Genomic DNA, 21,489 nt, shown 5'->3' on the forward strand with positions numbered 1-21,489 from the left:
TCCCGATCAATCTGTTCCGGTTTTTGAGATTTGTTGAGCCACAGATTCCCGCACGCGCATATCCGTCATATGCGCCACATGCGAGAGCGGTCGCTCAGGCTCCCCGATACGCTGCATAAGAAGCTGCCACGCGCTATCCACCATCGCATCAATCGGCTGTGCGACCGTGCTGATAGTTGGCTTGAGCACTGTCATCCAGTCCGAGTCGTCAAAGCCTAACAGCGATATATCGCGGGGTATCTCAAGCCCCGCCTGTCTTGCGGCCTTGATAGCACCAAGTGTTGCAATATACGCCGATGCAAACAAGGCTGTCGGTGGCTTCTGACTAAAAACCTGTTGCTCTAAAGAATGCCTGCACTCTTCTATCGTTACACCGGCATAAATCACTTTGACATGGTTCGAGAGCCCAGCCTCGGTCATCGCTTTTTTGTAGCCCTCAACGCGCTGGTTCATATGAACCAGACTGTCCCGCGTTGCGAGAAATGTTATTTCCTTATGTCCCATTTCAATAAGATGGGCAGTGCCAGCATGGGTGGCGGCACTATTATCGATAGCAACCGTATCGAAATCCGGCAGTTCGGCACCGCGATCCACCAGAACAGTCGGCACAGAGCGGATTAGCGAATTGCCACCGGATGAAATTTCCTCATCACTGAGAAAGATAATCAAGCCATCCACCTGTCGCGCAATCAGCGTATCGATCAAATCAGCCTGTGTGACCGACAGTTCATTGCTGTTCATGAGCAGAAGTTGCATACCATCCTGCATTGCAACCGTTCCCGCCCGCTGCACAAACTCCGAGAAGAACGGATTGGTTATATCTGGTACAATAATTCCGATGGAATTCGTACGCCCCTGCCGCAGGCTCGAAGCGACGAAGTTCGGTTTGTAGTTCATCTCGGCAACGGCTTCGAGAACCGTTTTCCGCAAATCCTGATGAACGAATTTACGTCCGGTCAGCACATTGGAAACAGTGCTCGGTGCGACGCCTGCATATTTCGCCACATCCTGAATAGTCACAGGCTTTTCGGTCTTTGGCGGGGCCAGCTTTTTAGCCTTTGGCGGGGATTGTCGTGTCATGTTGGCAGGCAATCGCTCCTGTTACTTCCTGTTGGCAATCAAACGGTCAAGAGTAACCGCTACAATGATCAGGCCGCCCATGACAACTAATTGATAGAATGTGGGCACCCGCATCAGATTGAGACCATTGCTGATCGTACCGATGATAAGCCCGCCGATTACAACAGAAGGAATACGGCCCTTGCCACCAAAGAAACTGGTTCCGCCAATAATCGCGGACGCAATGGCGAAAGTTTCAAAACCCGTACCGGCTGCGGGTTCGGCCGCACCAAGACGGGCCGTGCTTAATACACCCGCAAGACCCGCACAAAGACCGGAAATCATAAATACGATCAGCGTATGTTTTTTAACGTTGATACCGGAGAAAAACGCAGCTTCACGATTACCGCCAATAGCATAGATATTTCGGCCAAGCCTTGTCTGCTGCGTTAAATACCAAAGGATTGCGGCCATCCCGAAAGCTACAATCACAGGAACAGGAACCCACAAAATCGTACCTGCAAAGGTTTCCGTGAAGCTGTAGGGGAAGCCAAAAACCGGACTTGCACCGGAAATAATCAGCGTTATTCCGCGGAAAATGGCATTTGTTCCCAGAGTGATAATAAACGGATGTAGTCCGGTAAAATTGACCAGAAGGCCGTTGAATGCGCCGAGCGTCAAGCCAACGCCAGCACCACCGATCAGCGCCGCGCTATAGGGATCAAAACCTGCAAGCAGCAGTTTGCCAGTCACAATACCCGCCAATGCCAGAATGGAACCGACCGACAGATCAATGCCCGCGATCAGGATCGGGAAAAACTCGCCCAGCGCTAGCAAGATCGTGATCGAGCTTTGCAGCATGATCTGGACAAGATTCTGCCGACGCAGAAAATACTCAGGCGAAAGGACACTAAACAGAACGAGAATAACAACCAGAATGCACAGTGTGCCGTATCTGTCCCAGTTCTCCTGAAACTTTTTCATGATGCTGCTCCACCGATAGCGTGGCTTAAAAGGATTTCTTCATTTGCGTTGTGCCCATCAACGATGGTCGCGATGCTGCCATCGCGGTAAACTGCAATGCGGTTACAGACCCCAAGCACTTCTGCGAGCTCTGACGAAACCACGATGATTGCTTTGCCCTGCAAGGCCAGTTGCCGGATGATTGCGTAGATTTCCGCTTTGGCACCGACATCGATACCGCGCGTCGGCTCGTCAAAGATGATCAAGTCAGGTTCGGTCGCTATCCACTTGGCGACAATCACCTTTTGTTGGTTGCCGCCAGAAAGCTCAGTTACCATCTGATCGACGGATGAGCTTTTCACATTGAGTTTTTTACGTTCGATCTCGGCAAGTCTTCGGTCATCGCGCTTGCTGACAACGGCACCCATGCCATCCAGAGGAGCATCTTTCACGCGCTTGGAAAGGACTATGTTTTCAAGTATGGAAAAATTCTGAAAGAAACCCGTTTTTCTGCGGTTCTCAGTAATGAAAGCCATTCCATTTTTCAGAGCCTGAGACGGGGACCGGGGCGTAACATCGCGGCCATTGAGTTCAATTTTACCAGAAGCACGTTTATCTGCACCAAACAGGCACTCCATCAGTTCCGTGCGGCCTGAACCTATCAGACCAGCAAAGCCAAACACTTCGCCATGACGCACTTCAAAACTCACGTCCCGAACGCGATCATTGGAGGCGGAAGTAACGTTGCTGACTTTCAGAACAACCGGCGACTCATCATCCAGCGCCGGATTTGTGTAATTATGTATCAGCGCACGGCCAACCATCATCTGAACCAGCTCATCATTTGTATAATCTGCGATCATACCCGTGCCATTGGAGCTACCATCTTTAAGCACCGTAAAGCGGTCACCAATCTGGCGCACTTCATCGAACTTGTGCGAGATGAACAGTACCGCCATGCCTTCCTCACGGAGCTGGTTCACCAGTTGCAGAAGGCTCTGAATTTCAACTCGCGTGAGTGAAGATGTCGGCTCGTCCATTACCAGAACTCTGACATTTCCCATCAAAGCTTTGGCAATTTCGAGAATTTGTTTATGGGCAATCGGTAGATCACCTGCCGGGCGATCCAGATTGATATTGATTTTCAGCCGGGCAAGAATGGCTTGCGCACGCAAACGCATCAGTTTCCAGTCTATGCTCTTCAATAGAAGCCTGCGTTTAATCGGCAAATTACCGACAAACAGATTTTCGAGTGCTGACAGCTCGTCGATGATACTGAGTTCCTGATAGATAATCGAAATGCCAGACTGAGCTGCCTGCCCCGGCGTAAGACGGGTATGTGTTTGGCCATCAATGGTGATTTCACCGCCGGTCGGCGCGAACACACCCGACAAAACCTTCATGAGAGTGGATTTGCCAGCGCCGTTTTCGCCAAGCAGCACATGCACCTCACCGGCATGAATATCGAGATCAACGCCCTTCAATGCCTGAATACCACCAAACGATTTGGCAATATTGCGCATCTTAATAAGAGGACATGGCAATTCGTGGCCAGAATCCGGCATGAAACCCTCCCCGGTCAACGATGAGTTAGGAAAAGGATGCGGTAGAACTCTTCACTTTTCGTGTTTTGCCGGAAAAGCTCTAACCGCACCCGATTTTTCTTACTGTTTGGTCACCAGCACAGATTCAATGTTAACCTGAGGCGCATCTGCATCCGGCGCAATCAACTTGCCGGATTTGACAGCTTCAACAGCAGCAACAAGTGCATCTGCACCGATTGTTGCAGGGTTCTGGGCAACTGTCGCATCAAGACGTCCGGCCTGAACAGATTCACGCGCTTCCGGCGCACCATCTGTTCCAACAACAATCACTTCACCGGTCTTGCCAGCATTCTGTACGGCCTGCACCACGCCCAGCGCCATTGTGTCATTGGCACAATAGAAAGCTTTCAGATTAGGTGAGGACTGCAGAATATTGGCTGCAACATCGAGCGCTTTCAAGCGATCCCAGTCCGCAGGCTGGCTTGCAACCAGCTTGATATTGGATGCTTTGCTGAAAGCATCAGTTGCACCAGCTTTACGGTCTTCACCCGATGCAACACCAGCCTTACCTTCAATGATTGCAACTTCGCCACCGTCAGCACCCAGCTTTTCGATGATAAAATTAGCGCCATTTGCACCAACCGCCTTATTATCGGTGGTGATGAAAGCCTGAATGTTGGCACCCGCCTGCTTGAGAGCCGCGAGATCGACCTTTTCATCAATATTGATCAGCGGAATGTTCTTTTTATAGGCTTGAGCTGCTGGCTGTACGAGATTAACCGGAGAAATCGGGGCAAACATAATTGCCTTATAATCGCGGTTCAACACATCCTCGAAAAGCTGCAACTGCGCCTGCGTATCATCTTCGGTCGGAGAGGCAAAAATATCCACCTCGACGCCCAGTTCCTTAGCTTTGTCCTCAACGCCCTGCTTCATCGATTGCCAGAATGGATTGGACAGGGTTTTCAGAATAACAGCATAATCAGCTGCCTGCACGGCAGATGCATTTATGAATGCACCGACCGCAAAAACGGCTGACAATAATAAAGTTTTACCGGCTTTCATGTTCATTCTCCTCCATAGAACGTGAAAATATTGGCAGACTTGTTTTTATGTTATGAGATCGTCACCGGCTTGGACCGGAGTTTCGCAGCCGTTGCCGGATCAGCCCGGCGGCACAATTGCGGCGGCAGACCTTTCATGATCAGCTCAGCGTCTGCGACAGTCATTGAACCGATTTCATAGAACGCATCACGCGTTCCGCCTGTACGATGCGCGGAAAGCAAAAGCCCTTCGATAGAACGTACCGGATCACCGAATGCTACAGGTTCATCCGGGAAAACATCGGTCGCGGCCTGAATACGTCCCGATTTAACTGCCTCCAGCATGGCCGGAAAATCCACAACCGCAGCCCGGCTCATCAGCAGAAACTTTGCGCCCTTTTGCATCATTGCAAACTCGCGCGAACCAATAAGACCCTGATTTTCACTGGTTACACTGGCAAAAACCAGAATGAACTGGCTCTGCTTAACCACCTGATCGAGAGATGCCGGGATGCAATCTGCTCGCTCAATGATTTCTGTCGGCAGCCACGGATCATAAACCAGTGTTTTGTTGCGGAACGGACGAATGAGATCACGAAACTGCCTTCCAAGATCGCCAAAGCCGATGATACCGACGGTTGATCCCATAAAGCGGACTGTATCGACATTCCCTTCAAGGCCGTATTGTTCAGTTCCCACACGCATTTCCCGGTCTGCGGTGGTAATTCCACGCGCCAGATCCAATGCCATTGCAAGAGCTGATTCAGCAACCGGCCCTGCGAAGGCTGAAGCAGGCGTCAGCACCCATATGCCACGCTCTACGCAGGCCTGATAATCAATATTAGGCAGAAAGTTCGTTTCGACATTGAAGATGCCTTTGAGCTTTGACGCACGATCAAGCCGCTCTTTGGGCATAGCTGTCTGCCCTATCAGAAGCACGGTATCGGGCAGATAGCGCTCAACCGTCTCGTCATCCATTGGCTTGTCTTCGCTGATGACAAGCTCACCCAGCGCCTCTAGTCGAGTCCGAACTTCCGGACGCATGATCAGGTCCAGAGTCCGCGGCAACGGATCCACCAGAATTATATTCTTTGTCATAGCTCCTCCCACAAAGCCCACTTAGCTTGGTGGAAAAATCGATTTTCTGCAACAGGAATCTTATTGGACCGCTATTTTTCACAAAAGAAACCTTTACACTACAAGCACATTGGGAGCTAATCGCGACAACATCAAATACTCAGTGAAAATTTACGCTACAAAAAAATCTCAGTTATCGACGCACATCTAATCAATCGTTGTCGAGCGAGCCGTTTTTTGTAATCCTATCCCAAGATGGGGTTATTCATTTGCTGACCGGTGGAAGGTCGCGTTTGAGCCAGAAAATTTATTGGCGCCTTGATTATTTCAGGAGCTTCGACCGGGTGGTCTGCCCCCATCGGGTGATCCGTGTTTACTGTTAGTGCATGCTCGGTCGACTTGCCACTGTTGGTGTTGACGCTGGCCCATTTTGTGGGGGGCAGACGCCTGCAAGCGCTCCGGCAGCATAGTTTCGACAAAAGCGACGGGTTGTGATCCCGACAATCGGACCGCTCGATTTCACTAATTTACTGCCCCACTATTTAAGTCGATCGACTGGGTTAACCTAAACTAAGAAAGATTAGATCATCACCCAGGTCATCAGAAACCGTTTCCAGGTGTTTGATAATGGCTCTCCAGATCACAGGTTACTGTCATCGGTTATTGACGAATTGATGAATCCTGCCAAATCTCACATATTGAAGCGATAATTCAATAATTTATCCAATAAATACGAATGTTAAAACTACTCATTTGTATCATTATGTACCGTGAATAAATCATTCACATCATAATTTGTTAGCGCTAACTCTAGACACTGTGGGAGGCATCAGTGGGTATTTTGTTTGGGGCCCGGGTTCTCGATCGCTTAATCGTCAAGGCCGCACCGTTTGCGCTTGAGAAAATGCGGCAACTATTATTGCGGAGGCGGTGATAGCATGCAGGGAGGAGCATTAATCAGACAGCTTGGAAGGCACCGCGAGGCGTCAGTTCTTCTGATGCTGCTCGTAGTTTCGGTCTATCTAGCTTTTGCCAGCGACTACTTTCTCGCGCCGCGCAATCTCCTAAACATAGGACGACAGGCTTCAGTCGTCGCTATCGTTGCGCTCGGGCAAGCTCTCGTGATCATTGCTCGGGGCATCGATCTTTCGGTAGGGGCAGTTATCGGCCTATCTGCAGTCGTTGCCGCCGTGGTCACTCGTGATACTGGCGTTGAAAGCATCGGCCTGATTTCTGGCATTCTGACCGGACTGCTTTGCGGGTTGGTGAACGGGCTACTTTACACGAAGTTCCGAATTAACCCGTTTATAGCAACCCTCGGTACACTTTCTGTAGCCAGGGGCATTGCACTGCTCATGACCGGCGGGATTCCCGTCGAAGTCGGAGGTTTAGCAGAATTCATCGGCGCTGGAAGGCTGTATGGTGTCCCAATATCACTGCTTCTTATGATCGTGCTTGCCATTGTCGTCCACATCTTTGCCGGGCGTACAGTGATCGGCCGCGAAATTTACGCAATCGGCGATAATCCCAAGGCTGCTCGCTTGGCCGGCGTCAACCTGAAGCGCACACGCTTGTTCGTGTTCACGCTCTGCGGAACCTTAGCCGGCCTGGGAGGGCTGATACTATCAGGTAATCTTGCGAGCGCCGACCCTAATCTCGGACTTGGCTACGAGCTCGATGTCATCGCTGCGGTTATTCTTGGAGGGACAGCCCTTAGCGGTGGCCGGGGCTCGATCATTGGCGTCATCATCGGTGCTCTTCTGATGGCGGTCCTAAACAACGCATTCGTGCTTCTCGGCATCTCGGCCTATTGGCAGGTTGTGACTAAGGGTCTGGTAATCATCCTCGCGGTTGGCCTGGACGGCCTGCAGCGCGGTAGCGACGACGATTAATTCCACAGTTCAACGGAGGAGAATGTAATGAACTGGAAATCAATAAAAGCTGCCGCTGGCGTGGCACTTGCAGTGCTAACAATCTCAATGTCGGCCCATGCTCAGGATGCTCCGAATGGTGGATCAGTTGCGGCGGTTGAAAATAACAAGGGTCCGATCAAGATCGCATTCCTTTCGTTTCAGAACAATCCTTTCTGGACGCCCGTCACAGAAGGGGCCAAGGCCGCCAATGAGTATCTCTCCAAGTATAATGCGAAAGTTGATTTCGTAGACCTGGGCAACACGCTCTCTGCGGAGGCTGTCGTCGCGGGCATAGAAGGGGCGCTTGCAAAAGAATACAACGGTATCGTTGTCGTGCCGATCTTTGACGGCACGTCCCGCATCATCGACGAGGCAACAGAGTCGGGCGTGCCCGTTTTCAACATCGTGGCTGAGGGCAGTAAGCCGTCGCAACGCCTCGCATTCATTGGACAGAATGCAACTGCCGCAGGAAAGCAGATTGGCGAGTTCATTGTAGAGAAGATGGGCGGCAAAGGTGAGCTTGGTGTGATTACTGGCTACTTCGGTGCCACACAGCACACCGAGCGAATGAATGGTGCACTCGACTACATTAAGGCTAATGCGCCTGACATCAAGATCGTTGGGCCGTTCGAAAACAAGGACAAGGCTGAAGAAGCCTATTCCATCGTACAAAATATGGTCACCTCGAACCCTCAACTTTCAATGGTATACGTCACGGCTGGCGGCCCGTTTGGTGCAGCCAAAGCGATCAAGGACCTTGGTTTGACCGGCAAACTCGGGGTGATTGGCTTCGATCACACTCCCGACAACATGACCTACTTGAAGACAGGCGAGATGGTAGGTCTTCTTGATCAGGCTCCGTATCAGCAGGCTATCGATGCAAGCGTGTTGCTTTTTAACTACCTTGTCGCTGGAGTTCAGCCTCCTTCTAAGGTGATCCCTGTTGAAGGAAAACTCTTGAAACCAGAAGATGTGAAGTGAGAGCAGCAATTCGATGATCGGCGCACCTGTAGCATCCGTTCATCCCGGCTTGAAAGGTGATCCGCTCGTGCGTGCACGCGCGGTCGACAAGGCCTTTGCCGGGAACCCAGTCCTAAATTCGGTGGACCTTGACCTCTACCCTGGTGAGGTGGTCGGGCTACTGGGTGAGAATGGCGCTGGCAAGTCAACTCTAATGCATATTCTCTCTGGAGGCCTCGTCGCCGACACTGGATCCATCGAACTGGCCGGAAACGCTATTGATTTTAAAAACGTGAGCGATGGCATTGATGCGGGGATCAGCTTCGTTCATCAGGAGCTATCGGTGGTTGGAGCCCTGTCTGTTGCGGAAAACCTCCATCTTGGACGCTTCCCAAAAAAGCGGGGGTTTGTTGACTTCCGAGCAATGAAAGCGGCTTCTCAAGCGCTTCTCGAATGGATTGGTGCTGGCCACATCGACCCCTCTAAGGATGCAGGATCATTGCGTGCCGGTGAACAGCAGCTTGTTGAAATTGCCAAAGCTGCCGCGCGAAACCCTCGACTTCTAATCCTTGACGAACCAACGTCTTCTCTTACGCCGCATGAGGTTGAGAGTTTCGTCTTGTATGTGCGCGCTGCACGAGCAGCTGGCACTGCCATAATTTTCATCACGCATCGGCTTGAGGAGGCTCTGGCTCTTTGCGACAGACTTGTTGTCCTGCGTAATGGCTCCATTGTTAGCGAACGTATCCCGCAGGAGACCACACGAGAACAACTTATTACCGATATGACGGGCAAGCCCGCGATTTATGCGTATCGACCACGGGCGATTGACCGAACGCACGTCGCTATATCCTTGAACTCAGTGTCCGATGGCAGCCTTGTTCGAGATGTTGATATTTCGGTCCACAAAGGAGAGATAGTAGGTCTTTTCGGACTCGTGGGAGCTGGCCGGACCGAATTGCTTGATTTGATTCATGGCGTCAAACCTCTCGTTAACGGAAAGATCGAACTTTCTGGGGCCACGTATTCGCCCAAAAGCTCGAGCGACGCTGTCAGAAGCGGTGTGGCTCTCGTACCGGAGGGCCGAAAGACGGCCGGAATTCTCCCGCAACACAGCGTTCGTACCAACGCCGCAATATCGAGCATGCGCAGGTTCGCAGGAAGCATATTTTCGGACCGGCGTGGCGAAGCGGCCCGAATGGCTGGCTTTACGCGCGGTCTGGGTATTCGTATGGTGAACGATCTACAGCCTATTGCTACATTGTCGGGTGGCAACCAGCAGAAGGTTATTTTCGCACGAGCCCTCCTGACGGAGCCACGTATTCTTCTTTTGGATGAGCCTACCCACGGCGTTGACGTTGGCGCTAAAGCCGATATTTACACAATCATCTCTGAGGCTGCTGAGAATGGATTAACTGTGCTGATGGCCTCGTCGGAAGTACCAGAAATCTTAGCGCTATGTGATCGAGTAGCTATCCTCTCGAAAGGCAGATTGGCCGGCATGCTTGAGCGAAGCGAGATGACCGAAGACCGAATCCTTACTCTGGCATTTGCCGAACACTGAACGGGTTGCCGAATTTCAAATCTTTTTCCAGAGAACCAGATGTGCGGGTGACTATAAAAGACTTTAACTTTTATGATGGGTTTCGTTGCAAACATATTCTAGCAATGTAACCGAATGGCGCGAGATAGCCGGTTCGACGAAAGTTTAAATGCCTTAAAAGAAGACACATGCTCGTGAATTCGAATTCGCGAGAGACGTGTTTTTGTTAGTGTTAGTTGAATTGCGTTTATTGCGGGATTTTTGCGAATCCTTTGGAAAGAATCGGTCCAGTTGGCCGCCCTGTGGGCGAACCGCCAGCAGGCTCTAGCGTGAGTTCATAGAGTTGTTCGCTACGCGGCAACGGTAGATCTGGTGCCTTCAGCTCGGCGGATTGCGCACCTTCAAGCAAACCCATTGAGACAGGACCCATGTCCTGTGACGGAAGTGTCCAGACCTGAATGGTTTTACCTGATGGAATTTCGACATTGTTTAATAGCCGCACGCGAGCATTTTCATTGCCAAAATCTTCAACGATGGCCTGAACGCCTCCGGTATCATCCAGCAAAACAGCAATGACGACCGGCTCAATTGTTCTCGTGAGCGACCATCCGAGACCAATAGCAAGAAGGATTGATGCAGCCGATGCCGAGAGTGCCGCTAGTCGCCATCCATTAACACTAGGATCGTTATCGTTGGCACTTTTGACAGGTGTTGTAGCCGGGACTGGGCTATCCGAAAGCTGATTTTGAACACTTTCCCAGATGCGTTCATCAACGATCATCGGTGTTATGGACGTATCCAGCTCCAAAAATCGTTCACGACTGCGGGTAATTGCCTGTTTTAGCTCCTCATTGCGGGTAATTTCGGCCTCGACGTGAAGGACTTCGTCTGGATTAAGAAGACCGAGCACATATTCGTCGGCAATCTCTGGGGTATTATCGAATGATTTTATCATGTCATGCATGCTCGCAATGCGCTCAGACCGCGTCGTACCCAGGATTTTGCGGTTCCCAACGGTATTTGTAATCTGCCGGCGATTTCACCATGCGTGTAACCTCCGACATATGCCATGAGGATTCCATCCCGCTTGTCTTTGTCGAGAGCGTCGAGACATTCCTTTAGCTGGCTTGTTTGATCAAGCTGATGCCACGCCGTGAGAATTTCATTTGAATGCTCAGCTTCGCTTAAAGCGTCGACATCATTCACTGTCTGCTCACGTTTTCCATCGCGCAGAGCATTCAAGGCACGATTACGCACAATCGCATAAATCCACCCCTTGGCAGAGCCCTGATCGGGCGCATATTGATGGGCATGGGTCCAGATGCGAATGAGCGCTTCCTGCAAAACCTCTTCGGCAAGTTCGCGGCGGCGCAGAATGCGGTGGGCAACGGCCAGCAATCGTCCCGATTCCTGATCAAATATCGCACGGAGTCCTGACCGATCACGCCGCACGCAGGCAGCAATAGCCTTTGCCAGCTCATCCGTTTGCCCGCCCATTGCACACATCTCCTCATCCGTTCGACAGATTAGCCCTAATTCATCTACGCAGGAAACACGCAAACAGATGCATTGGGAATTTTATTTTTCTCCACTGCATCCAAACCGGCGTTCCCATGTGTCTGATAATCAGAGGCGCTGAAACCCACGACTTAAACGGCAGCTTCGAAAAGCGAAACAGAGGAGAACAATGATGCGTATCATTCAACTGGCACTGGCTACATCCACAATTCTTGGCGTTTCGATTATTCATGGCATAGCCGCACCTGCTCTTGGCCTGGTCGGTGACAAGACGCTTGTGATGTTTGACACAGATGACGGCAAAGTCACGAAGACACTGGAGGTTGATGGTGTTGAAAATCTGGTTGGAATCGATTTTCGACCTGTCGATAAGACTGTTGTCGGCGTTACGGGGGATCATCGTATCGTCGCAATCAGCCTCGAAAGTGGAGCGACAACAGAAATCGCTAAAATGAATACGATGTTGCCAATGGCTGAAGGGCAGGCTGTCGTTGTTGATTTTAATCCAATGGCTGATCGTCTTCGTTTCATGACGGGCACGACGAACCATCGTGTTCATCCCGATACCGGTGAAGTGACGGTCGATGGCAAGCTGGCCTATGAAAAAGGTGATGCTGGCGAGGGCACTGAAAGCAAAATTGTCGCCGCTGCTTATACCAATTCAATCGGCAAGCCTGAACAGACGGCCATGTTTAATATCGACGCCGGTAACAAAACCCTTGTGCAGCAGACGAAGCCGAATGATGGAACGCTGAAAACAATCGGTAAACTGGAAATCGAGGGAAGTCCGGAGATTTACGCTTTCGATATTCATGGAATGGAAGAAGATAAGAATATGGCTTACCTGGTCGGTGACAACACGATTTACACTGTAAATCTCGAAACTGGCGCTGCCTTGAAGATAGGCAACGTTGAGAAACTGGAAAGCAATATGCGCGATGTGGCTATTTTGCCAGCATCATAATTTCCGGAATGGGGCCGGTTTCAAACCGGCCCTTTTTCGTCTTTTGCCTCATCTACAATCTGACGCTCCACTTGCCTCGCTACAACACTCAAATCTATGTCTCGCCCCGCAACCTTCTCAATGGCTGAGCTCACAAGATCGCGTGCCACATAGTCAGATTTGTGCCCCATACCTTTGATCACATAAAGTTCTGACAGGGTAATGTCATTTGCTAGTCGTCGCGCATGCACGTCGGGCGATACAATGTCGTCTGTATCGCCTGTGATAATAATGGTTGGTGCTTTGATCTGTTTATAGTTTTTATGAGTAGTTTCAGCCCATTTACATAAGGCGCCGAGTTCTCGCGCATTATGTCGGAAGGCGCGGGGGCGCAACGTTTGCCATGCCTTTGTCCAACTGGTGTAGCCAGAAGGGTATTTATTTGGTGTGAAAACCGATTTCATTGCTTTTTTTAGACTTAATAGCCCGATTGTTGGCGCAACAAGCAGAGTGAACAATGCTCCAATTATGGGAGCCTTTGCCAGATTATTATACCATGAGATGCCGCCAACCCATGGATAGACAGCTGGTGAGAGGAAAATCAAACCTGCTACGCGTTCGGGATGACGGACAGCCAATGCGGCGGCAACCGCTCCACCGTAAGAGTGACCTACGATAATTGCATTATCGATACCGTGTATTTGCATAAGTCTGGCTATGGCATCTGCTTGTGCATCCGGGCGAATATTTTCAGCAGGTCCCTGTTCGGATTGTCCATGTCCTGGCCGGTCTACAAAAAGCATTTGCATGTCTTGCAGGCATAGGTCCGAGAACGTGAAATATGGATCCAAGAGGCTGCAGCTGGCACCGTGAATGAATAAAATTGTTGCTTCAATTGTGGAGTTGACTGGCGAAATAAGAATGCTGCTGAGCTGATAATTACCCAGATTTGTCATCATTCGGGTGCAGCGCATTAAGTTTGGATCCATGATCAGCAGGGCATTTGATGTGAAACGAGATTGATTTTAGATTTTTTATTTAACATTCGCAAAGCGAAAAAGCGCGCCATTGCTTCATTTGAGAAGATGCCCGCCGATGATAAGCGCCGTTCGACAACAGTTGAGATAATTTTCTTGGCTTAAAAAACATTAGAGTGTTCACTATGTTGACATATGTCATAAGTTGAGTTTAGATATTTGTGTAAGGCAGAATTCAACTCCAGGAGGCCTGTTAATCAGGTGAGGTGAATTGTGCTCGGGAGGAATAATAATGAACGCATATCAAATGATGCGAACGCGTCTCGCGTACGCTTGTTTTCTGACGGCTATGAAAAAGTCAGCGCAAGCGCGCGGCACAAAACCAGCTGTCATTCTTGCTGAAGATCGGGGCTTCTTTGCGCATAAGGTTGTTTGCGCATGAAGTATGAGTTCAGTTTCGCTTTCCTGGAAAAATATTGGCCATTGCTGCTGCAAGGTACAATCGAAACGATAAAAATGTCGCTCATCGTGACCTTTTTAGGTTTTCTATTGGGTGCCCTTTGCGCCGTCGCAAGCATTAGCAAGTATCGCTTCTTGCGTATTATCGTGGCGATATATGTCGAAGCCATCCGCAATACCCCGCTGCTTATCCAGCTGTTTTTGGTGTATTTCGGCCTGTCTTCTTTAGGACTAAAGTTCTCTGCGCAAGCTTCCGCGTTGATCGGGCTAACCATCAATGTTGGCGCTTATTCCAGTGAGATCATCCGTGCGGGCTTGCAGTCAATCAATAAGGGTCAGCTGGAAGCTGCCGACACGCTTGGTCTGAACCGTTTGCAAATGCTTGCCGCTGTGATGCTCCCGCCAGCGCTGGAACGTGTCTACCCATCGCTGGTTAGCCAATATGTGCTGTTGATGCTTGCAACAAGCGTCGCGTCCCAGATTTCTGCGGAAGAGCTCACGGGTGCCGCAGCGCGGATACAATCGATGACCTTCCGATCCTTTGAAGTCTATTTGGTCATTCTCGTGATTTATCTGCTGCTCTCGTTTCTTATGCGCGGCCTGTTCAAGCTTCTTGCGCTCGGCTTCTTTCCCCGCAAACGCCGTCTTGGCACCAATCTCTAGGAGGACGCAATGTTTACATCTTTCTCCTGGCTGCATGTTGAAGTTTTGCTGCAAGGGCTTGTTTGGACTGTCATATTATCGATTATCAGCTTTGTTTTTGGTGGGATTTTTGGGTTCGCGGTCTCTCTTGCAGGCATTTCCAAACACAAGGCGTTGGTTCGATTAGCCGATGCCTACATCGTTCTCGTGCAGGGCACGCCAGTCCTGATATTGATGTTTCTGGTCTATTTTGGACTGCCAATCCTCAACATTGAAGTGTCTTCACTTTTCGCGGCAAGCGTTGCCATGACGATCTTCGCAAGCGCCTTTCTTGGTGCGATCTGGCGCGGTAGTTTCCAATCGGTTTCGCGCACGCAATGGGAGGCTTCCGACTGTCTTGCACTGACCGGATTGCAAGGGCTGTGGTTGGTAATCGTTCCGCAAGCAGTTCGTATTGCGACACCGCCGACGGTCGGTTTCATGGTGCAAATTGTGAAGAATACATCGCTGGCTTCGATCATTGGCATGGCGGAAATGACCTATATCGGCAAGGAAATTAACGCCTCCACTTTCCAGCCCTTCACCACCTATCTCGTGATTGCTTTGTTCTATTTTTGCATCTGCTTCCCACTCTCGGCGGCAAGTCGCAAATTTGAGAGGATGTATAATGTCAGCCATCGTTAAGTTTGTTGATGTCCATAAAAGCTATGGCTCGCTACCCGTCCTCAAAGGGATCAATCTTGAAATTGAAAAGGGTCAGGTTGTTGCGTTAATCGGGCGTAGCGGATCGGGAAAGAGTACAGCATTGCGCTGCGTCGACCGGCTCGAGACCATCAATAGCGGTGATATTTGGGTCTGCGATCATCACGTCAACGATCCTGAACTTAATGTGCGTTCGCTTCGTCAGGATGTGGGGATTGTTTTTCAGAGCTATAATTTATTTCCGCATTTGACGGTTGAACAGAACATCACGCTCGCGCTTCGCTGGGTTAAGAAGCTCAACCGCACAGAGGCCAGAGAACTGGCTGAAATGGTGCTGCGTCAGGTCGGTCTCGCTGAGAAAATCGACAATTATCCGGAGCAGCTTTCGGGTGGCCAACAGCAGCGTGTCGCGATTGCGCGCTCTTTGGCGATGAAGCCGAAAGTCATGCTGTTTGATGAGGTGACATCCGCACTCGATCCAGAGCTGACAGGCGAAGTTCTCAAAGTCATCGAAGACTTGGCGCGCAATGGAATGACGATGCTGCTCGTAACGCACGAGATGGATTTTGCAAAACGGGTCGCAGACACGGTTGTGTTTATGCACCAGGGCAAGATTTGCGAACAGGGCAGCCCTGACATTCTAAGCAATCCAACGACACCGGAATTGAAGAATTTCGTTGGCGCACACCACTGATGTTTGCATTGGCGTAGAGGAGCGCCAAAGCAATTTTCAAATTTTCCAGGAGGAGGAAACATGACTGTATTTAATAGAAGAAGAATGCTCACCGCATTGGGGCTAGGGCTGAGCTTTATGGCACTTTCCCTGCAACCGTCTTTTGCTAATCAGCTCGAAAGCATCCGCGAAAAGGGTAAGCTGCAAGTCGCAATTGATCTCGGTAATCCGCCCTATGCCATGCGCGACGCCAAGTTTGAGCCAACAGGCTCTGAGGTTGAGACCGCCAAATTGCTTGCGAAAGACTTGGGTGTTGAAATCGAATTTTTGACAGTGCCGACGTCTGGGCGCATTCCGTTCCTCGTCTCTGGTAAGGCGGATTTGGCGGTATCGACATTGTCGATTACCAAAGAGCGGTTGGATGTGGTCGACTTCAGTGTTCCTTATGCTGAAACAGCTATCGTGGTGGCTGCACCCAAAGAATCCAATGTGAAGTCCTATGCCGATTTGGCGGGGTCGTCGGTTGCGGTCACACGCGGCACCGTCAATGACACCAATCTCACGGAAAAGACGGCTGATATTTCTGGCGTACAGATCGTGCGTTTTGAAGATGATCCGACCTCGAGTGCTGCCGTCACGAGTGGTCAGATGGCTATTTATGCAACCTCGCGTCCGCTTTTGACCGAGCTGATCAAAGCCAATCCAAAGCTCGATCTCGAAGAAAAGTTTGTTGCGCAAGCTTATCCGCTCGGGATCGCGATGCGTCGCAATGAACCACAGCTTAAGGAATGGATCGATGCCTGGGTAAAAACCAATCTCGATAACGGCAAGCTGGTCGAGATTTACGAAAAGTATCACGCTGCAAAGCTTGATCCTAAAAAACTCGCAACGATGGATCTGCCCCGATAATCCGCCTGCGCCAGAGACGGGTATGAAGTCACCGCCCTCTCTGGCCCATGACGCCGATCAAAATGGCATTTCCTTACAAATATACTCGGTCGTGCAAACCGTTCTTCGACCGAGACACGTTCAATATTAATGATTGAATTATCAGGATTTAAAATGGTCGATAAGTTCAGTGTGAAAGACAAAGTCGCGATTGTGACGGGTGGTTTGGGTCAGCTGGGAACACAGTTCAGCAAGTCACTTGCTGAAGCCGGTGCAAAGGTTGCTATCTTCAGCCGTCGTCCGATCAGTGCGGATGATCTCAGTGCCAAATTCCCTAGTCTCACAGACAATATCCGTGTCTATGTTGCAAGCGTCACCGATAAAAGCGCTTTGGAACAGGCAACCAATCAATTGATTGAAGATTGGGGCGTACCGCATATTCTCGTAAACAATGCAGGTATTGACTCCAAACCATCGGGTTCTGCGGATCAGAATAGTCCTTTTGAAATTTACCCGCAGGAATATTGGAACGAAATTATCGAGACCAATCTGACGGGTGTTATGCTCTGCTGTCAGGTGATCGGCTCCAAGATGGCTGATGTGAAGCGCGGAAGCATCATCAATGTTGGTTCGATTTACGGAATAGTCTCTCCTAATCAGGCGCTTTATGCATATCGCGAAGCGCGCGATGGCGAACCGTTCATCAAGGCAATTTCCTATGCAGCCTCCAAGTCAGGTCTGGTCAATCTGACCCGATATCTTGGCACCTATTGGGGCACTAAAAATGTCCGCGTTAACCTGATTTCATTTGGTGGCGTGAAGACGGCAAACTTCGACAAAGAGTTTATCGACGCCTTCCTTGAACGCGTTCCAATGCATCGTCAGGCAGAGCTTGATGAATATAACGGCGTTATTCAGTTTCTTGCCTCTGATGCGTCATCCTATATGACGGGTTCAAACGTCGTCGTCGATGGAGGATTTACAGCGTGGTAGCAGAGCAGGCAGACAGCCGACAGTCCCAGAAACGTGCCATCCCAGATCGGGATAAGCTGCATGTTTCAGTCGTGGAAGACTTCGAAGCGCAGATATTATCTGGGCAATTGGAGGTCGGTGATCGTTTGCCTGCAGAAGCGGCCATTGCAAGAGACTTTAACGTGAGCACGCGTTCGGTGCGTGAAGCACTCCAAATTCTTGAAACGAAAGGCCTTGTTCGTCGTAAGCATGGTGAACGTGCGCTGGTCGTTCGTGATGATGTTGGAGAGTTTCTCGGATCATTGGCCAAAACCGTGAAACAGCTTTTCGCGAACAACTCCGATTATCTTGTGCAACTGATGGAAGTGCGCCGGATCATCGAGACAGAGGTTGTCACGCGTCTAAGCTCGGAAGAGTTGACGATCACCCAAGAGGTCGAAGACTCGCTCGCAGAAATGCGCGCGGCGGCGCAAGCCAATGATATGTCGCGATTTACCGACAGTGATGCTGCGTTCCACCGTGGGCTTGTGCACTCGGTCGGCAATGAAATCCTCAATGTGGTCTACGACAATCTGTTTTCGATCATCATTGATGTCATTCGCGTGACGAGCCGCGTGCCAGATAAATCGCTTCAAGACGGGCTTGCAGAGCATGAGGAAATCTACAACCTCATCAAAGCAAAGCAGCCTGACGAAGCGCGTAATTCTATCCGCAGACAAATTGAAGAAAGCTCCCGCTACCTCAAGGTAGCAATGGACAAAGCAGCTATGAATTCAAAGGCGAGAAGCACATGAACAAGTTCGATTATGCAGATACTGATTGGGAATCCATCAAGCGTTTGTCAAAGTGGTATTCCGGCGATGTCCACGACAGCTTGGAACAGCTGGGTGGCTGGGGCTATCTTGATGGCATCTCATTGCAAGGTACCTTGGAGCCTGGCCAGGTTGTATGCGGCCCGGCAGTGACGGTACAGTTTGAACCAAGCGAACGCCGCAATCAGCCACAGGACGCATATCATCATGCGATTGATTGCACGCCAGAGGGCGGGATTATCGTTGTCGATTCATCTTGTGCTCAGGGCTCATGTTCTGGTGAATTGATGAGCTCAGGCGCAAAAACACGCGGTGCTGCTGCAACCATTGTGAACGGAACGGTGCGAGATATCGCGCAGGTTCGCGGTCTCGGGTATCCGCTGTTTGGCCGTGCACGTTCGCCTGTTTCTGTTTCAGGAAAAATGGAGCCAAAACGCTCTCAAGTCGAAATCGAAATTGCTGGCGTAAAAATCAATCCCGGCGATGTGATTTTCGCCGACATTGACGGTGTCGTGGTTATTCCAAAAGCTATGCTGTCGAAGGTTGCAGATCAGGCAGACCAATTGGGTGCAAACGAAGCCGCAGCACGAGATCGTATTCTTGGTGGCGAAAAACTGCAGTCGGTTTGGCCGGTTGAATCCAAATACGGCGTTTAATACCTGTAAGGCAGCTTTAGTCGCTTCGTTGCTAGAGCTGCCTAATATCTATGACTATTTGCTGATGCTGTCTTCGTCCTTGAACCTTTGCTTTTCTTGTGCCAGCATTTGGTTGGAGGAGGAGCAATATGGTGTCGGCACTGTCGCACATCAGGGAGATTGAGCGCGTCGCTATGGGCGGTGCGTCTGATCGTGATCGTCCGGTCATCCAATCCTGGCTGCGTTGTCTCAACGATTACCAGCTTAATCCTGCCCGGACGCAGGAGGCTTATATTGTGCCCGACGCATTGCTGCGCGAGCATCGTGAGCAGTCAGAAGAACTGATCCGGATTGGCAGAACCGGCCTTGAAGGCCTTTTCCGGCAGGTTGCAGATCAGAACTATGTGCTGTTGTTGTCGGATGCGCGCGGCGTCACCGTCGAGTTTATGGGCGATCCGACCTTTGATAATCATCTGCGCAAGGCGGGGCTTTATCTTGGATCGGAGTGGTCTGAAGATCGCGCCGGAACCTGCGCAGTGGGTGCCTGTATCGTATCGGGAAAGCCTGTCATCATCCATCAGGACGATCACTTCGATGCCTCGCACATTGGATTGACCTGCACAGCCGCTCCTATTTTCGACACTCTGGGTGATCTATCGGCAGTGCTCGACATTTCACAATTGCGGTCACCAACTGCCAAAGCCAGCCAACAGCTTGCATTGCATCTCGTGGCTTCCACAGCGCGTCGCATTGAGCTTGCCAATTTGATGACCAGAGCACGAGAAGACTGGGTTCTGCGGCTGGCAAAACTGCCGGATTTCCTCGATGTTGATCCTGACGCAGCACTGACTATTGACGGCAGCGGCATGATAACCGGAATGACACATGGCGGTTTTGGTGCTGTTGCACGCGGCATGAACCTCAACACTCTTTCGACCAAGGACTTTATCGGAAAGCCGATTTCCAGCGTCTTTGATGTCGATATTGATCAGCTCCCCGCGCTGATGCGGGGACGTCCTAATGGAGAGCGTTTGCTGCGCGCGCGCAATGGTCTGGCGCTGTTTGCAAGCGCGATTGCACCAGTTAGCAGTTTCCGCGCTCCAACAACCAGCATATCCGTGCGATTACCTGCCGCCTTGCGACAGTTGAGTTTTGGCGACCCAGCTATGGAGGCGCTGCAGGCTCGCGCCGCCAAACTGGCGGATCGGCATATCCCCATTCTCATCAAGGGTGAAACTGGCAGCGGTAAGGAATATCTGGCGCGTGCCATTCACGATAGCAGCGCCAAACCCGGTCCGTTCATTGCGGTTAATTGCGCGGCAATTCCTGAACAACTGATCGAATCCGAGTTGTTCGGCTATGTTCCCGGTGCCTTTACCGGCGCCATGCAAAAGGGAAAGATCGGGCTTATCGAGGCAGCCAATGGCGGCACGCTGTTTCTGGACGAGATCGGCGATATGCCGCTTATCCTGCAAAGCCGTCTGCTACGGGTTCTCTCAGAAAACGAAATTCAGCCGGTCGGCGCGCTGAAACCGAAGCCAGTCAAATTTCGGCTTTTGTCGGCATCGCATCGTGATCTTGCAGCGCTTGCTGCCGAAGGCCGTTTTCGCGAAGATCTGCTCTACCGGCTCAATGCCGCAACATTGACGTTGCCGTCGCTGCGACAGCGGCAGGATTTTGACGCGCTGGTTGATCACCTTCTACGCCGTATTGGCGAAGAAGAGGGCGAGACGATCACGATTGATCGCATAGCGAAGGCTAAACTTGCAGCCTATAGCTGGCCCGGAAATCTGCGCGAGTTGGACAATACGTTGCGTGTTGCAGCCGCAATTGCAACAGATGCAACTATCACAATCGACTGTCTGCCCGATCAGTTCCAGACGGATATTGGGGTGGCGAACAATCATCAGGGCCTGCGCAATCAGCTTGATGAATGCGGTAACAATATTTCGGCGCTTGCGCGCAAGCTCGGCGTTAATCGGTCAACGATTCATCGTCGCCTGAAACAGACCCACTGATGCTGCAACAGATGCAACACCTGTTGCAGGAAGCGTGTTGCATTGGTTTTAGTTCCCAATTTATTGCCAAATAAAATGAATAAAAATCAATATCTTATTGTCTAAGGTAAAACTGGCATACCGCTTGCTTTTCTTCTCTCGCAAATGG

Annotated in this window: 21 protein-coding genes; 13 read left to right on the forward strand and 8 right to left on the reverse strand. The window is 50.7% G+C overall.

The features are described 5' to 3' along the window. Positions 1-6: 6 nt before the first annotated feature. From J2782_RS16350 to J2782_RS16370, 5 genes are all read right to left on the reverse strand, one after another. A complete protein-coding gene (locus tag J2782_RS16350) occupies positions 7-1,080 on the reverse strand; it encodes a LacI family DNA-binding transcriptional regulator (RefSeq protein ID WP_310014503.1) in 1,074 nt (357 codons plus the stop codon). Between the two features lie 21 nt (positions 1,081-1,101). Beyond that, positions 1,102-2,043: a D-allose ABC transporter permease gene (gene alsC, locus J2782_RS16355; RefSeq protein WP_310014504.1), complete on the reverse strand. Its 942-nt coding sequence runs from the start codon at positions 2,041-2,043 to the stop codon at positions 1,102-1,104. Next, positions 2,040-3,587 carry a sugar ABC transporter ATP-binding protein gene (locus J2782_RS16360; protein ID WP_310014505.1) on the reverse strand — a complete coding sequence of 516 codons (1,548 nt, stop codon included), beginning with the start codon at positions 3,585-3,587 and terminating at the stop codon, positions 2,040-2,042. Before J2782_RS16360 ends, alsC begins: the two co-directional genes overlap by 4 nt. Before the next feature lie 99 nt (positions 3,588-3,686). Then, positions 3,687-4,631, reverse strand: a complete 945-nt coding sequence (gene alsB / locus J2782_RS16365) for a D-allose transporter substrate-binding protein (RefSeq protein WP_310014506.1) — start codon at positions 4,629-4,631, stop codon at positions 3,687-3,689. Positions 4,632-4,681: 50 nt separating this feature from the next. Continuing rightward, positions 4,682-5,707 carry a hydroxyacid dehydrogenase gene (locus tag J2782_RS16370; RefSeq protein WP_310014509.1) on the reverse strand — a complete coding sequence of 342 codons (1,026 nt, stop codon included), beginning with the start codon at positions 5,705-5,707 and terminating at the stop codon, positions 4,682-4,684. Between the two features lie 917 nt (positions 5,708-6,624). On the opposite strand from J2782_RS16370, the gene J2782_RS16375 reads away from it, so the two are divergent. Genes J2782_RS16375 through J2782_RS16385 form a run of 3 tightly spaced genes read left to right on the forward strand, consistent with a single transcriptional unit; the run spans position 6,625 to position 10,123 of the window. Continuing rightward, positions 6,625-7,578, forward strand: a complete 954-nt coding sequence (locus J2782_RS16375; RefSeq protein WP_310014511.1) for an ABC transporter permease — start codon at positions 6,625-6,627, stop codon at positions 7,576-7,578. A 27-nt stretch (positions 7,579-7,605) separates the two neighbouring features. After that, positions 7,606-8,580 carry a sugar ABC transporter substrate-binding protein gene (locus tag J2782_RS16380; protein ID WP_310014512.1) on the forward strand — a complete coding sequence of 325 codons (975 nt, stop codon included), beginning with the start codon at positions 7,606-7,608 and terminating at the stop codon, positions 8,578-8,580. A 13-nt stretch (positions 8,581-8,593) separates the two neighbouring features. After that, on the forward strand, positions 8,594-10,123 hold the full coding sequence (locus J2782_RS16385; RefSeq protein WP_310014515.1) for a sugar ABC transporter ATP-binding protein: 1,530 nt from the start codon (positions 8,594-8,596) through the stop codon (positions 10,121-10,123). 226 nt (positions 10,124-10,349) lie between these two features. Here the strand turns inward: J2782_RS16385 and J2782_RS16390 are convergent, their stop codons facing one another. Next, the gene (locus tag J2782_RS16390) at positions 10,350-11,066 is read right to left on the reverse strand and encodes an anti-sigma factor (RefSeq protein WP_310014517.1); all 717 of its coding nucleotides are present in this window, start codon (positions 11,064-11,066) and stop codon (positions 10,350-10,352) included. Next, positions 11,054-11,599 (reverse strand): sigma-70 family RNA polymerase sigma factor, encoded by a 546-nt coding sequence (locus J2782_RS16395; protein WP_310014519.1) that lies wholly within the window; start codon positions 11,597-11,599, stop codon positions 11,054-11,056. The genes J2782_RS16390 and J2782_RS16395 overlap by 13 nt, the downstream gene beginning before the upstream one ends. Before the next feature lie 193 nt (positions 11,600-11,792). Here J2782_RS16395 and J2782_RS16400 point away from each other — a divergent pair, with 193 nt between their 5' ends. Beyond that, positions 11,793-12,584, forward strand: coding sequence for a DUF4394 domain-containing protein (locus J2782_RS16400; RefSeq protein WP_310014779.1), 792 nt, complete (start codon positions 11,793-11,795; stop codon positions 12,582-12,584). 20 nt (positions 12,585-12,604) lie between these two features. Here the strand turns inward: J2782_RS16400 and J2782_RS16405 are convergent, their stop codons facing one another. Continuing rightward, positions 12,605-13,522: an alpha/beta fold hydrolase gene (locus J2782_RS16405; protein ID WP_310014521.1), complete on the reverse strand. Its 918-nt coding sequence runs from the start codon at positions 13,520-13,522 to the stop codon at positions 12,605-12,607. A gap of 310 nt (positions 13,523-13,832) precedes the next feature. Here J2782_RS16405 and J2782_RS16410 point away from each other — a divergent pair, with 310 nt between their 5' ends. The 9 genes from J2782_RS16410 to J2782_RS16450 all read left to right on the forward strand — a co-directional run bounded on the left by J2782_RS16410 (position 13,833) and on the right by J2782_RS16450 (position 21,341). Then, a complete protein-coding gene (locus J2782_RS16410) occupies positions 13,833-13,982 on the forward strand; it encodes a hypothetical protein (RefSeq protein WP_310014522.1) in 150 nt (49 codons plus the stop codon). Then, positions 13,979-14,662: an amino acid ABC transporter permease gene (locus J2782_RS16415; protein WP_310014523.1), complete on the forward strand. Its 684-nt coding sequence runs from the start codon at positions 13,979-13,981 to the stop codon at positions 14,660-14,662. The genes J2782_RS16410 and J2782_RS16415 overlap by 4 nt, the downstream gene beginning before the upstream one ends. 9 nt (positions 14,663-14,671) lie before the next feature. Continuing rightward, complete coding sequence (locus tag J2782_RS16420) at positions 14,672-15,325, forward strand: amino acid ABC transporter permease (RefSeq protein WP_310014525.1); 654 nt, start codon at positions 14,672-14,674, stop codon at positions 15,323-15,325. Continuing rightward, positions 15,309-16,037, forward strand: a complete 729-nt coding sequence (locus J2782_RS16425) for an amino acid ABC transporter ATP-binding protein (protein WP_310014526.1) — start codon at positions 15,309-15,311, stop codon at positions 16,035-16,037. Before J2782_RS16420 ends, J2782_RS16425 begins: the two co-directional genes overlap by 17 nt. Before the next feature lie 60 nt (positions 16,038-16,097). Further along, a complete protein-coding gene (locus tag J2782_RS16430; RefSeq protein ID WP_250042844.1) occupies positions 16,098-16,925 on the forward strand; it encodes a transporter substrate-binding domain-containing protein in 828 nt (275 codons plus the stop codon). A gap of 153 nt (positions 16,926-17,078) precedes the next feature. Continuing rightward, entirely contained in the window at positions 17,079-17,897 is an 819-nt protein-coding gene (locus J2782_RS16435; protein WP_310014529.1) for an SDR family oxidoreductase, read from the forward strand. Beyond that, complete coding sequence (locus J2782_RS16440) at positions 17,891-18,670, forward strand: FadR/GntR family transcriptional regulator (protein WP_310014532.1); 780 nt, start codon at positions 17,891-17,893, stop codon at positions 18,668-18,670. The genes J2782_RS16435 and J2782_RS16440 overlap by 7 nt, the downstream gene beginning before the upstream one ends. After that, positions 18,667-19,344, forward strand: coding sequence for an RraA family protein (locus tag J2782_RS16445; protein WP_310014534.1), 678 nt, complete (start codon positions 18,667-18,669; stop codon positions 19,342-19,344). Before J2782_RS16440 ends, J2782_RS16445 begins: the two co-directional genes overlap by 4 nt. A 128-nt stretch (positions 19,345-19,472) precedes the next feature. Further along, on the forward strand, positions 19,473-21,341 hold the full coding sequence (locus J2782_RS16450) for a sigma-54-dependent Fis family transcriptional regulator (protein WP_310014535.1): 1,869 nt from the start codon (positions 19,473-19,475) through the stop codon (positions 21,339-21,341). The last annotated feature ends 148 nt before the right edge of the window (positions 21,342-21,489 follow it).

Source organism: Brucella pseudogrignonensis, from assembly GCF_031454375.1.
In the GTDB taxonomy this organism is placed as follows: domain Bacteria; phylum Pseudomonadota; class Alphaproteobacteria; order Rhizobiales; family Rhizobiaceae; genus Brucella; species Brucella pseudogrignonensis_A.